At 53.6% G+C, this 13,445-nt stretch carries 9 protein-coding genes; 7 read left to right on the forward strand and 2 right to left on the reverse strand.

Features of this window, described 5'->3' with window-relative positions; translation table 11 throughout:
• Positions 1–136 precede the first annotated feature (136 nt).
• Together ascB and tyrS are read left to right on the forward strand one after the other, a co-directional pair.
• Positions 137–1,591, forward strand: coding sequence for a 6-phospho-beta-glucosidase (ascB, locus tag NSU01_RS09015; RefSeq protein WP_076242579.1), 1,455 nt, complete (start codon positions 137–139; stop codon positions 1,589–1,591).
• A gap of 426 nt (positions 1,592–2,017) precedes the next feature.
• Entirely contained in the window at positions 2,018–3,277 is a 1,260-nt protein-coding gene (gene tyrS, locus NSU01_RS09020; protein WP_039306839.1) for a tyrosine--tRNA ligase, read from the forward strand.
• A 1,191-nt stretch (positions 3,278–4,468) separates the two neighbouring features.
• Here tyrS and NSU01_RS09025 read toward each other — a convergent pair.
• Entirely contained in the window at positions 4,469–4,654 is a 186-nt protein-coding gene (locus NSU01_RS09025; protein ID WP_076242580.1) for a hypothetical protein, read from the reverse strand.
• Positions 4,655–4,951: 297 nt separating this feature from the next.
• Between NSU01_RS09025 and NSU01_RS09030 the strand changes: the two genes are divergently transcribed.
• Complete coding sequence (locus NSU01_RS09030; protein WP_076242581.1) at positions 4,952–5,983, forward strand: FIST N-terminal domain-containing protein; 1,032 nt, start codon at positions 4,952–4,954, stop codon at positions 5,981–5,983.
• 17 nt (positions 5,984–6,000) lie between these two features.
• The gene (locus NSU01_RS09035) at positions 6,001–7,116 is read left to right on the forward strand and encodes a methyl-accepting chemotaxis protein (RefSeq protein WP_083705136.1); all 1,116 of its coding nucleotides are present in this window, start codon (positions 6,001–6,003) and stop codon (positions 7,114–7,116) included.
• A gap of 501 nt (positions 7,117–7,617) precedes the next feature.
• Here NSU01_RS09035 and NSU01_RS09040 read toward each other — a convergent pair.
• Positions 7,618–9,606 (reverse strand): beta-galactosidase, encoded by a 1,989-nt coding sequence (locus tag NSU01_RS09040; RefSeq protein WP_076242583.1) that lies wholly within the window; start codon positions 9,604–9,606, stop codon positions 7,618–7,620.
• A 244-nt stretch (positions 9,607–9,850) separates the two neighbouring features.
• Here NSU01_RS09040 and NSU01_RS09045 point away from each other — a divergent pair, with 244 nt between their 5' ends.
• From NSU01_RS09045 to NSU01_RS09055, 3 genes are read left to right on the forward strand one after another with little or no spacing between them, the layout of a single operon-like run.
• Positions 9,851–10,819 (forward strand): sugar ABC transporter permease, encoded by a 969-nt coding sequence (locus NSU01_RS09045; protein WP_039306775.1) that lies wholly within the window; start codon positions 9,851–9,853, stop codon positions 10,817–10,819.
• A gap of 16 nt (positions 10,820–10,835) precedes the next feature.
• Entirely contained in the window at positions 10,836–11,720 is an 885-nt protein-coding gene (locus NSU01_RS09050) for a carbohydrate ABC transporter permease (protein WP_039306771.1), read from the forward strand.
• A gap of 34 nt (positions 11,721–11,754) precedes the next feature.
• Positions 11,755–13,362 carry an extracellular solute-binding protein gene (locus NSU01_RS09055; protein ID WP_042134944.1) on the forward strand — a complete coding sequence of 536 codons (1,608 nt, stop codon included), beginning with the start codon at positions 11,755–11,757 and terminating at the stop codon, positions 13,360–13,362.
• Positions 13,363–13,445 lie beyond the last annotated feature (83 nt).

A 13,445-nucleotide genomic window follows, 5' to 3' on the forward strand; every position in this document is an offset into this window, starting at 1 on the left:
CTATGTTTGGATTTCTACCGCTGACAGCGGAATAATTCAGGAAATCCAAACATAACAGCGGCCGAAAGTCCAAACTTTCCCGCAGTTACGGCCCGCCTTTTAGCATTCGATTTTCAAAAAATGAGGAGATGACAAAATGACCACTTTTCCAGACGGCTTCCTATGGGGCGGAGCAATCGCCGCAAACCAGGCAGAGGGTGCTTTTGACGCAGACGGTAAGGGATTGTCCACGGCAGATATGGTGCCATACTATAAGAAAAAAGATTACACCAACCTCAAAGAGCTGATGCATGTCACCAGTGAAACGATCGAGCGCGGGATGCAGCATACTTCAGCGGAAGGCTACCCGAAACGGTACGGGATTGATTTCTATCACCGGTTCAAAGAGGATATCGCCTTGTTCGGCGAGCTGGGCTTCAAAGTGTTCCGCATGTCGATCAACTGGTCACGGATTTTCCCGAATGGGGATGATGCCGAGCCTAACGAGAAGGGCCTGCAATTCTACGATGATATGTTTGACGAGATGCGTAAATATGGCATTGAGCCGCTGGTTACCCTCTCCCACTATGAGATGCCGATGTCGCTGGTGCTGAATTACGGGGGCTGGAGGAACCGCGCGGTGATTGCGTTTTATGAGAAATATGCTGAGACTGTCATGACCAGATACCGCGACAAAGTGAAATATTGGCTGACGTTCAATGAGATCAATACGACCATCATCGAGCCGTTTACCGGCGGCGGGGTAGTAGAGGATACGGTGGATAACATCCGCGAGGCGTCCTATCAGGCGCTGCATCATCAATTCGTCGCCAGCAGCCTCGCGACCCGCAAAGGGCGGGAGATTAATCCGGAATTCCGCATCGGCTGCATGCTCGCGCGTATGATCCATTATCCGGCGACCAGTGATCCGGAGGATGTGCTGCAGGCCCAGATCGATAATCAGCTCAACCTGATGCATTCCGATGTGCAGGCGCGGGGAAGCTATCCTCCGTTCATGAAGCGTTATTTTGCCGACAATCATATTCAGCTTGTGACTGAACATGGCGATGAGCAGCTGCTGCGTGAGAACACGGTGGACTTCATTTCCTTCAGCTACTATACGTCGCTTATTTCCACAGTTACTCCTGAGAAATATGGTGTTACCGGCGGCAATCTGTTCAGCACCGTGAAGAATCCGAATCTGAAGATTACCGAATGGGGCTGGCAGCTGGACCCGATTGGCCTGCGGATTGTGCTCAAAGAGCTGTACGACCGTTACCAGCTTCCGCTGTTTGTGGTGGAGAACGGGCTGGGTGCAAAGGATAAGGTCGAAGAGGATGGTTCCATCCAAGATGATTACCGGATCGATTATTTGCGCAAGCATATTACCCAGGTCAAGGAAGCGGTTCTGGACGGAGTCGAAGTCATGGGCTACACCGCCTGGGGGGCGATTGATATTATCAGCGCGTCGACTTCGGAGATGTCCAAGCGTTACGGCGTGATCTATGTGGACCAGGACGATGACGGAAACGGAACGCTTGACCGGAAGCAGAAGAAGAGCTTCTACTGGTACCAGAAGGCAATTGCCAGCAATGGAGCGGATTTGGAGTAGGCCGTTCCTGGCTGGCGCTGCCTCTGCATTGACAACAATTTTAGAAGCGGCTATACTTTCTGTAATCTTATAGTTGGTATACGTTGAACGAGCCAGTAGCAGACTTGTCCCTGTTCCCAGAAAGCCGGGGGTTGATGGAACCCGGTATATACAATGGACTGCGAATTACACCTCGGGAGTATCTTGGGTAATGCCAAGCGGAGCTAAGCGAACGATAACTCGCGGAAGAGTGGTACGGACATGTTTGAATGTGATGTCTGTGCAATTTGGGTGGTAACACGGTTAATGATAATCGTCCCTGTGTCTGAATAGACAAGGGGCGATTTTTTGTTGCCCAAATTCAGAGATTGCGGAGTCACCCGTTAAGCTGGCTGCTTTTCAATGCATACCAATTACACACAAAACAAACCAAAGGGGCTGTACATGTTGAACATTATCGACGAGTTGCTGTGGCGCGACGCCATTAACCAGCAGACAGATGCGGACGGGCTGCGTGAATTAACGAATAGTAAGGCTGTATCGCTGTACTGCGGCGTGGACCCTACAGGCAACACTATGCATATCGGCCACCTGATTCCTTTTATGATGCTTAGACGCTTCCAGCTTGCCGGACACCGTCCGGTCATTCTGATCGGCGGGGCTACCGGAACGATTGGTGATCCGAGCGGACGCCAGAGCGAGCGCTCCCTGCAGACGCTGGAGCAGGTACAGGAGAATGTGGATGCGCTGACGGCCCAGATGAAGAAGCTGTTCATTACTGAAGGCGACAATCAGGTGCGGATGGTTAACAACTACGACTGGACCAAGGACATGAACGTCATCGAATTCCTGCGCGACATCGGCAAGAACTTCAGCATCAATACGATGCTGGCTAAGGACGTAGTCTCCAGCCGCCTGGACAGCGGAATCTCGTTCACCGAGTTCTCCTACCAGATCCTGCAGTCCATGGATTACCTGCATCTGTACCAGCATGAGGATGTGCAGCTGCAGATCGGCGGTTCGGACCAGTGGGGCAATATCACCAGCGGCCTGGATCTGATCCGTAAAAAAGAAGGCAACGAAGCCAAAGCCTTCGGCCTGACCATCCCGCTGATGCTCAAGGCAGACGGTACCAAGTTCGGCAAATCCGCCGGCGGCGCCATCTGGCTGGATCCGAAGCAGACCACACCTTACGAGTTCTACCAGTTCTGGGCGAACACCGATGACCGCGACGTGGTGAAATACCTGAAATACTTCACCTTCCTGAGCAAGGAGGAAATTGAGGCGCTTGCCGAGAAGGTGGCGACGGAGCCGCATAAACGCGAGGCCCAAAAAACACTTGCCGAGGAAATGACCCGCTTCGTCCACAGCGAAGAGCTGCTGGAGCAGGCTAAACGCATCAGCGCAGCGCTGTTTAGCGGGGATATCAGCTCCCTGACTGCCGATGAAATCGAAGAAGGCTTCAAGGAAATGCCGACCTTCACCGCCACTAAGGAGTCGAAGAACATTGTCGACTGGCTGGTCGACCTGGGCATTGAGCCATCCAAACGCCAGGCGCGTGAGGATATTACCAAAGGTGCAATCTCCATTAACGGCGAACGTGTCAACGAGCTGGAGACAGAGATTACCGCTGAGCTTGCCATCGGCGGCAAATTCATCATCGTCCGCAAAGGCAAGAAAAACTACAGCCTGGTGAAATTGGGCTAAGCCCTAGCTGCTGGCTGGGAAGTCCTTAGGTAAACAGGTAAATAGGTAAATAGGTAAAAAGGTAAATCATAAGAGGCTATCCCGCTGTGTCAGCAATGACGGGGATAGCCTCTTTTTTATAAGGTGATTAATTTGTTTTAGGGTGTCTGCAAAGTATCTGAGTTGTCAGCGTGGTAAGGAGGAGGTAACCAGTAGTCAGGGTGGTAGTGAGTGAGGTGATCAATTATCAGCGTGGTAGGGAGCGAGGTAGTCAGCGAGCAAAAGCCCCGCTCTTGTGGGGATAATTGGTTGGACTCGCCGGGCGGACAGTGCCTGCTGGACGAGAATCCTGCACAAAATACAACATTTTCTTCCTATGTCTGCCTCAAATTGAGAATTGTTGTATGAAATGCAACATTTCCTTTCTTTCCGGCGGCTTAGCCTGACAATTGTTGTATTTCATACAACAATCTCCTCAAACTCCTTGGAAACTAGGGGGCAGAGTTGTAATACGTACAACATTTCTGCCTGGACAAGGCTGTAAAGTGTAATCTTTGCTCAAAAACTCATTCGCTGCCGGGCAGAACGCTCGGAATAACGCTCAGCACGCCCCCAGCACTCAGCACACACAAAACGCCCAACACACACAACGCCCAGCACACACAACGCTCAGCACGCACCCAGCACTCAGCACACACAAAACGCCCAACACACAAAACGCCCAGCACACACAACGTTCAGCACGCACCCAGCACTCAGCACACACAAAACGCCCAGCACACACAACGTTCAGCACGCACCCAGCACTCAGCAGACACAAAACGCCCAACACACAAAACGCCCAACACACACAACGCCCAACACACACAACGCCCAGCACCCACCCAGCACCTACCCAGCACTCACCCAGCACCCACCCAGCACTCACTCAGCGTACCCAGCACCTACCCATCACACCCTAGCACACCCAGAACAACCCCATATTCCCCGCAGCAGCCGGAAGCCCGGCACCGAATGACTATCGGTTTGCTTGAGAAATCAGGTGCCTACTGCGGCGCTGCTGGAATCTACATCTTTTTGTCATTGATAATCATTATCACATGATCTATTGTTAGAGATAGAATCGAGAAGTGACGGTACTAAAATAATCGGCTTAGTCAGGCTTAGTCAGGTGTAATCAGGTGTAATCGGCGTAATCAGATGTAATCAGGTTTAATCCTCAAGCAGCGCCAGCTCGTCTTCGAGTTTGGCAATTTTCTCGCGGATAGCCTCTGCCCGGGCTTCGTCTTGCGCCTTTAATACCACCGCCAATTCTTCTGCAGCTAATTCGATCTGGTATTCCAGATAGGTGTAGTCCGATGCGGCAGCAGGGTGACTGGAACGCTGTGAATAAGTCATGGTCTCACACTTCCTTTCTATTACTAATGTGATGCCCGGCTCTGGGCATCGTATCCATCGTTCAATCGTATCTACAGTATGTTCATGATACAGCCTTTCTGTGAGCGGCTCAACCTTAGTCATCCGTGAAAGCAGTATTTTTGCGCCGGAAATAAGGCTTTGCCGATGGAATTGCGACATTATTCACAGACAGTAGGCCCGGTTCTGGTTTTACCATAAGAAGTATTGAAAATTAAAGCTTAATTTTTCAGTAACGTTTGCAGGGAGAGATCCCGCGAAGGAAGGTTGATATACATAATGAAAGCTTTATCTTTTAACACACCGGGCGAAGCCAGGCGGCATCTGGAACAACTCGATAGCAGCAGAGGCTTGGTGCTGTTCGCTTCCGCTGCGGCAGTCAGCGAATTGTACCGGTATGCACCCTCCCGGGCGGTATTGTGCTCGACCAAAGGCGAATATACCCCGCAGGGCTACCGCAGCGGCGTAGTCACAGGGTTCGAATACGAATCAGGGATAGCCGATATTGTGGAGATCCTGCATCCGCCCGTGCTTAGCGGCAATATACTACGTGCCTCATATCACAAAGTCCAAGGCAACGCAAATGCCTTTCTGCTGCTGCTATGTGACGGTACAGGCGCGATGGAGGAGACGCTCCTCTCCTCGCTGTTTTTCATTGCCCCGGAATTCAAGATTATCGGGGGAAGTGCAGCGGATGATGAGCATGGAGAGACTTATATTTACATAGGAAGCCGCCGGGTGCGGAACCTGGGAATTTTTTTCAATATGCCGGGCCGTACCGCACTGGTTAAAGAAAATATTTATGTTCCCACCGGGACAACGCTGCTGGTGACAGAAGCCGATGTGTTCGGCAGAACGGTGTATTCCTTCAACGGACGTCCTGCTGCGGAAGAATATGCGCGCGTGCTTGGTGTCCCGGAGGCGGACCTGGCAGAGCATTTCCTGAGCAGCCCGCTGGGCAAAAGATACGAAGACGATCTGATCATCGCCTCACCGATGACAATTAACCCGGATGGCTCTGTCACATTTTACAGCCAGGTTATGTCTAGTACTTATGTGGAGGTGCTGAGCGCGGCGGATCCGCTTGCTGTGCTGGAGGAGACGCTGGGCGGGAGCCCGTACAAGCCATCCTTTGTGCTCAACATTAACTGTACGCTGCGGGATCAGCTCTTCATCCGGGACGGTCTGTGGGCGGATTTTGACAGGACGATGCTCGGATTCTGCGGCAACACTACAGGTTTCATCAGCTACGGAGAGCAATATTATAAAAAGCATGCCAACCAGACCATGATTCTGCTGCTGGTTGAATAAGGGAGAGTAGATTGATTATGCAGTGGATAACCAGATTACGCACTTCATGGGGCAAAAGCACCTCTGCCGGAGGTGTTCAAAGTCATAATACACTAGCCGTTCTTGAAAAAACGGACAGCTCCGGACCATCAGCCGGGACGCTAAAGACAGCTGGAACAGCGGCAAATGCTCCTGAGCCTCCAGAGAATACTGGCGGGATAGCTGACGCTGCCCCCGCTTCGGCCACTGAATCCTATGGGATGCACGCCTATACCCTGGCAGGACAGATCCGCCGCGAAACTGACGAGATTCTCAAGGAAGAGGCACAGCTGGTAGAGGAGTTTGCGGCTTTACGGGCGGGCAGCGGTGAGCTGATCAGCCAGATCGGCGGGACCCAGCAGCTGCTGGAGCATCTGAAGACCAACAGCGGGCAGACCGAAGATCTCATCAATGAAATGTATGGCAGCCTCTCTTTTTCCTCCAATAAAATTGAATTCGCCAAAGAGTCCAATATCCAGATCTCGGCTGAAATGCAGAAGGCTTCGGCGGTATTTACTGAATTTGTCACCTTGAATGAGGACCTGCGGGGGCATTTCCGGAGCATCGAGCAGCTGGCGAAGATCATTACGGATATTGCTGAGCAGACGAATCTGTTGTCGCTGAATGCAGCGATCGAGGCGGCGCGGGCCGGAGAGCACGGACGGGGCTTCTCGGTGGTTGCCACAGAAATCCGCAAGCTGGCCGACAGCACGCGCAGTCATGTGAAGGAGATCATGGGCTCCCTTTCGGGGATGACCCAGGTGATGGAGCAGCTACACAGCAAGTCCGGTGACGGGACAACAGCGATGACAGAGACGAATGCGAAGATCAGCCAGTCCACGGTATATATGAACGAGATCGTGGAGGCGGAGGAAGAGGTGTTCCAGCATCTGGAGAAGATTCAGGAGTCGCAGGAGAGCAGCATGGAGGATGTGGAGCAGATCAATGGCGATCTCCTGCGCATTCTGGAGAAATCGGGACAGGATGCAGGGCAGTTCCAGAAGATGGTGCTTACCGTCCAGAAAAAAGCCGATCACTATCAGCAGCTGCTTAATCATCTGCACCAGATAGAGCAGCTGCAGCAGCTTGATGAAGCACAGAAGATGGGCGTATAAGCAGAAGCAGGTATCCGATAAAAAAGACTACAACCTGCAGAGGGAATGCTGTGGTGTAGTCTTTCGTATGATTAGGTCAGCCAGAACCTTCTGGCTGGCCTTTTTGGTTATCAGGCAGAGGATTGCGAAGATAAGGTACAGTGTGCTGGAGCAAGTGGTCGTCAGCAGAGTGAAGTGGACTGAAAAGCGCTTATTTCCCGGAAAACCCTAATATTGAGGCCGAAGCGGACTGAGAATCACCTATCCTGTTCATTCGTGCCCAAAATGATGGCCAGCTGGCCCATTAACGGAATCTGAGTCCGCTTATCCCGCAATTCAGCCTGATGGGCCCGATTAGCGGATTGTGAGTCCGCCAGAGCAGCTGATGTGCGATTAGGGCCTGGGCCTGAGGAGGCTGAGGAGGCTGAGGAGTGGCAGTAAACTCTGCTGCTTACTGCCGGTTTCAGATAGGAGCAGCTCCAGCCCGGATGAATTCTCCCCCTCCCATTTGGCACCTCTTGCCTACAACGCAATAAGTCTGTACCCGTAAGCACCGACCGTCAGCGGACCGGCTGGCACGTGCTCACCGCTCAGCACATCCTGTCCGCCCCGCGGCAGGGTTACACTGCCTCCGAGTCCGTCCATGTTCACGATCGTCCATAGTTCACCGGACGCTCCGTGTCTTGGACAGACGACCGTCCCCGCGGTGACATCGCTCCGCAGAGTCACACCGGCCCGGGCTGCATAATGATCGATCAGCGCGCACAGCAGCTTGTCCCCCGCTTCTCCGGAGGGCAGGGAGCCGAGCATTACGATGGCTCCTCGGCCATAGGGCTGCTCGGTCAGGAAGGCCAGGCCCGGCGTCCGGCCTGCCGTGATCCTGCCGGTCACGGTTGCACCGCCCGGCAGCGGCTCGAAGACCGCGCTCCACAGGGACAGCGGTGCGGAGAGGCCGAAGGCCTCGCCAATGCTGCCCGTTCCCTCCATCGGGTAGACATATCTGGTGTTTACCCCGGCGATGCGCTCCAACCCGCCCAGTGCAGCATCGGTATGCAGGGTATGGTCGGCTGTGCGGCCTCCGCTCAGCGGACCGGCGATCCAGATGCCGCCAGCCTCTGCAAAGCTGAGAGCCTTCTGCATATATTCCGGTGACAGATAATGCACAAAAGGGGTGAACAGCAGCTTGTAGCCGCTAAGCTCTCCGCCTTCGGGCAGCAGGTCACGGTGTATGCCCATATCGAGTACCCGCTTGTAGTAGTCCCCCAGCAGGGAGCGGTAGCTTAGCTTCCGGTGCGGCTCCGTCGCCAGGTACGCCTTGGTCCGGTCCGAGTAGGTAATTGCGACCTCGGCCTGCACCGGCCGGGTAGCCAGCAGGTGCGGCTCGATCAGCAGACGCGCTGCGGAGGCTTCCCGCACATTGTCATAGCCGAGCGCAGGCTGCCCCCAGGCGCTGATGATGGAGCTGTGCGTCTGCTCGCTGCCGGTGCGCTGCTGCCGCCACAGCCAATAGCAGAAGGCTCCTGCCCCCAACGCATAGGCAGACACAGCCTCAGCGGTGAGATAGCCGTCCGGATGGGGTTCGCCGTAGCTCATGAGCGAACCGGCATAGGCCGGGCTGGTCTCCAGCAGCCAGAAATCCCGTCCGGGCTTGATATTACGCCAGAGATCACAGTTCAGCAGATAGGCGTGCTTATTGGTCTGGGAGGCATAGGTGTCGTACGAGGCGAAATCGAGCTCCCGGAACAGCTGTTCATTGTCCACGTGGAAAGCGACGCTGCTGTTATGGGTTATGGGAGCTGGCGAATAGCGGCGGAGAACCGCTGCCTGCTCAGCCGCGAATCCGGCGGTTGTCTCCATCTGAAACAGGCGGTACAGGGTTACAAGAGATGAGTTATGCAGGAAGGGAGTAGCCACCGGCTGCGGCACCTGATCAAATTGCTGATAGGTCTGGCTCCAGACTCCCGTTCCCCAGGCTTCATTCAGCTTCCCGATATTGCCGTAGCGGCTCTTCAGCCACTCATGCCATAGTGACTTGCAGGTCCCGCACATGCATTCTGACACATGTGCCTTGAGTTCATTATCGAGCTGCCAGGCGACCAGACCCGGCAGCTGCCCCAGCTCTTTTGCCAGCTGTTCGGTGATTATCGCAGCCCGCTGCCGGAAATAAGGGTGATTCGTGCAGACATGCTGCCTGGACCCATGGCCCATAACCGCCCCGTCCGCCCTGATGACCAGGCGTTCCGGGTGCCCGTGTGTCAGCCAGACCGGCGGAGTGGCCGTCGGGGTGCACATTATGGTGTCGATGCCGTAGGCATGCAGCTGCCGGATATGCTCAGCGAAGGGCCGGATATCAATGGAGCCTTCCTCCGGCTCCAGCTCCGACCAGATGAACTCACCCATCCGGACGAGATTGATGCCGGTTTCCTTCATAAGCTGAAGGTCATGCTTCCGTTCAGCTTCCCCCCAGAGCTCGGGGTACCATGCAGCGCCGTAATATAGCTTATGATTCACTTGCTTTACCTCCCGGGGAGCCCATTATGAGCGTTTTGGTCTCCCGGCATCATAGTTGCCCCCCGTGCAGCAGGCAATAGTAAAGTTTTGCCGGCTTTGCACTTTATTGTAGCGGAGCGGATCAGGGCAGGACAGGCCCCTGTCCAAAAAGTCCGATTGCCGGAAAAATCTGCTGAAACCATAATAGGAAGCGCAGCCAAGGCACGGCAACGCAAGGCTGCTTATCTATGTGGAGGTGAATGTAATGAAGCAAGGAGCGGCAATAGGGACAGCAGATATACATGCTGCTGCAACCTACCGCAGCAGGCGGGAGCTGCGCTTCAGACGTCTGAAGCGGGACAAATGGCTCTACATCCTGCTGACCCCGGGACTCCTGTATTTTCTCGTATTTAAATATGTACCCATGTGGGGAGTGCTGCTCGCGTTTAAAGATTATCAGCCCTTTCTGGGCTTCTGGAAAAGCGATTGGGTCGGTCTTGAGCATTTCCGCACGTTTTTCCAGAATCCTGACTTCTTCATGCTGCTGCGCAATACACTCGTGTTGTCGCTGTATAATCTGGTGTTCTTTTTTCCGGCCCCGATCATACTTGCCCTGCTGCTGAATGAAGTCCGGCTGTCCTTCTATAAAAGGACGATTCAGACGATGATTTATGTACCGCATTTCATATCCATGGTCATCGTCGCCAGTATATCGTATGTATTCCTGACTACACAGGGCGGTGCTGTCAACGAATTCCTGTACTCCGTGACCGGGAGCAAGATCGATTTCCTGGCCAGCCCCGACTGGTTCCGCCCGCTGATCATCCTGCAGACCATCTGGAAGGAATGCGGCTGGGGGACGATTATCTTCCTGGCGGCGCTGGCCGGTGTTGATGTTGAGCAATATGAAGCAGCCGTAGTAGACGGGGCCAGCCGCTGGCGCCAGACCTGGCATATTACGCTGCCGGCGATCCGCAGCACCATTGTCATTCTGCTGATTCTGCGGATGGGAACCATTCTGGATAATGGGTTTGAGCAGATTTATCTGATGATGAATGCGCTGAACCGTGAGGTGGCCGAGGTGTTTGATACCTACGTATATGCACTAGGGATCACACAGGGGGCGTTCAGCTACAGCACCGCAGTCGGACTGTTCAAATCGGTGATAGGGGTTGTACTGGTGCTCGGCACCAACTGGCTCGCCAAGAAATCGGGCGAATCGGGACTTTATTGAGAGGGAGGCTGTGTGCGTGGCTAAACATTATAAGAGCCCCGGAGAGATTACGTTTGACGTATTTAATTATTTTGTATTGGGAGTTATCGGAATTGCCGCAATCCTGCCGTTTCTGTTCGTGGTCTCCGGTTCATTCGCAACCGAGGCGGAAATTACGAAACGCGCTGTCTTTCTGATTCCGACTACGATCTCGTTTGATGCCTACCGGTTCATTTTCTCCACGGATACCATTGTAAGAAGTATCGGGGTATCGCTGTATGTGACGGTGATCGGTACGGCGGTCAATCTGTTTTTCACAGTAACCATGGCGTATCCGATGGCCAAACGTTATCTGATGGGCCGCAATGTAATCCTCAATCTGGTTATTTTCACCATGCTGTTCGGGGGCGGGATGATTCCCACCTATCTGGTGATCCGCGAGCTGCAGCTGCTGGATACGCTGAATGCGTTAATTCTTCCGGGTGCGATCAGCGCCTTCAATCTGATTATCGTCAAAAACTTCTTCCAGGAGCTTCCGGTCGAGATTGAGGAGGCAGCCCGCATCGACGGCTGTACCGAGCTGGGGCTGCTGTGGAAAATCGTACTGCCGCTCTCCAAGCCCGTGCTGGCGACGTTCACTCTCTTTTATGCGGTCGGGCATTGGAATAACTTCTTCTCGGCGCTGCTCTACATTAATGATCCGTCCAAGTGGCCGCTGCAGGTGATGCTGCGCCAGATCGTTATGCTGTCCCAGTCGGCAGCTGGTGATCTCAGCTCGATGGACCCGAATTTCGTACAGCCGCCTGAGCAGTCGATCAAAATGGCAGTTATCGTGGTCGGCACACTGCCGATTATGTGCGTCTATCCGTTTCTGCAAAAACACTTTGCCAAAGGGGTGATGCTCGGTTCGGTTAAAGGGTAAAAGGGTATGCCAACATACAAAGGGAGGCTAAGTAATGAAGATTGCGCGTAAAGAAGGTTCCATACATTTGAAACGATGGTTGTTTATGTTACTAGCTGCTATTATGATTTTAAGTGTATTCACCGGCTGTGCCGGCAATAAGGAGAATAATGCTGCAGGGCAGAAGGAATCTGCCTCAAGTGAAGGAAATGCGCCTGGCGGAGCTGAAGCTGCAGAACCGCTGGATCTGACGCTGATGCTGCCGATTTTCAAAACGAATTATCCGAAGGACGGCAGTCCGGTTGCCGCTAAGCTCGAGGAGCTGACGAACACCAAGATCCATTTCGAATGGGTGCCGAACGCTTCCTATACCGACAAATTTAATATCACGCTGGCTTCCGGCAAGCTGCCTGACATTATCTATGTGGGCGATGTCAAAGCCTCAAGTTTCGTGAATGCGGCAAGATCGGGCGCTTTCTGGGAGGTAGGTCCGTACCTGAAGGATTATCCGAATCTGAGCGGAGCGAAGGAAGTTATTCTGAGCAACTCAGCCATCGACGGCAAGAACTATGGAATCTACAGAGGACGGGCGCTGGGCCGCAACGGCGTGGTTTTCCGCAAGGACTGGCTGGAGAAGCTGGGGCTTGAAGCTCCGCAGACCGTGGATGATTTCTACAATATGCTAAAAGCGTTCAAAGAACAGGACCCTGACGGCAACGGTCAGGCGGATACCTACGGCATGGTGCTGGTGAAGTGGACCGGCGGATGGGCCAGCGGCTTCGATACAATCAAGCTGTGGTTCGGTTCCCCGAACAAATGGGGCGTACAGGATGGCAAGCTGGTTCCTGAGCATGAATATCCGCAGTACTTGGAAGCGCTTAAGTTTATGAAAAAGCTGTATGATGAGCAGCTGATCAACTCCGACTTCGCGGTGATGGACAGCTCGAAGTGGAATGATCCGGTGGTCAACAACAAGGCCGGTGTCATTGTCGATGTGGTGGACAACGGGGCACGGCTCGATGACAAGATTCATGCTGCACTCCAGAAGGAAGGCACGGATGAGCCTGACCGTCATTATATGGATGTCATCGGCGGTGTGACAGGAACGGACGGAGCACTGCATACCCTTCCGACTTCCGGTTTCTCCGGCATGCTGGCTATACCGAAGTCGTCGGTCAAGACTGAAGCAGAGCTGAAGCAGGTGCTGACCTTCCTGGACCGGCTCAACGAAGAGGATCTGCAGACGATGCTGAACTACGGAATTGAAGGTGTCCATTATAATCTGGTGGACGGATATATTGAACGCTCAGGCGATACGGTTCTGCTGGAATCGGAAGTGGAAGGTCTCAACCAGATGCTGCCGTTCATTCCGGAGGACAAGGCGAAGCTGGTGAAGCAGACTGCCCTGCGGTTGAAGCAGACAGAGGTACAGAAGGCTAATGAAGCGACGATTGTGACCAATCCTGCCGAAGCGCTGATCTCTGCAGTATATACGCAAAAAGGCTCGCAGCTGGATAATGTAATCAATGATGCGCGCATTAAGTTCATTGTCGGCCAGATTGACGAAGCAGGCTTGAAGTCAGCTTTTGAGGTATGGCGGAAGACAGGCGGGGACGAGCTTGTGAATGAAATGAACGAACTGTACTCGAAGACGGGCAAGTAAGTCCGGCACTGCTCCAGGCACCAGCCGGTTTATACCCGTTATAGCCGTAAGGCTGCAACTCTAAACTATGGATTCGGCTGGTG

The sequence above is a fragment of the Paenibacillus sp. FSL H8-0259 genome (genome assembly GCF_037963255.1).
Taxonomy (GTDB): Bacteria; Bacillota; Bacilli; order Paenibacillales; family Paenibacillaceae; genus Paenibacillus_AQ; species Paenibacillus_AQ phytohabitans.

Coding starts and splice junctions, on each gene's coding strand:
- NSU01_RS09055 (WP_042134944.1), top strand. CDS start 11,755: ATGAAGATTGCGCGTAAAGAAGGTTCCATACATTTGAAACGATGGTTG.
- ascB (WP_076242579.1), top strand. CDS start 137: ATGACCACTTTTCCAGACGGCTTCCTATGGGGCGGAGCAATCGCCGCA.
- NSU01_RS09035 (WP_083705136.1), top strand. CDS start 6,001: ATGCAGTGGATAACCAGATTACGCACTTCATGGGGCAAAAGCACCTCT.
- NSU01_RS09030 (WP_076242581.1), top strand. CDS start 4,952: ATGAAAGCTTTATCTTTTAACACACCGGGCGAAGCCAGGCGGCATCTG.
- NSU01_RS09045 (WP_039306775.1), top strand. CDS start 9,851: ATGAAGCAAGGAGCGGCAATAGGGACAGCAGATATACATGCTGCTGCA.
- NSU01_RS09025 (WP_076242580.1), bottom strand. CDS start 4,654: ATGACTTATTCACAGCGTTCCAGTCACCCTGCTGCCGCATCGGACTAC.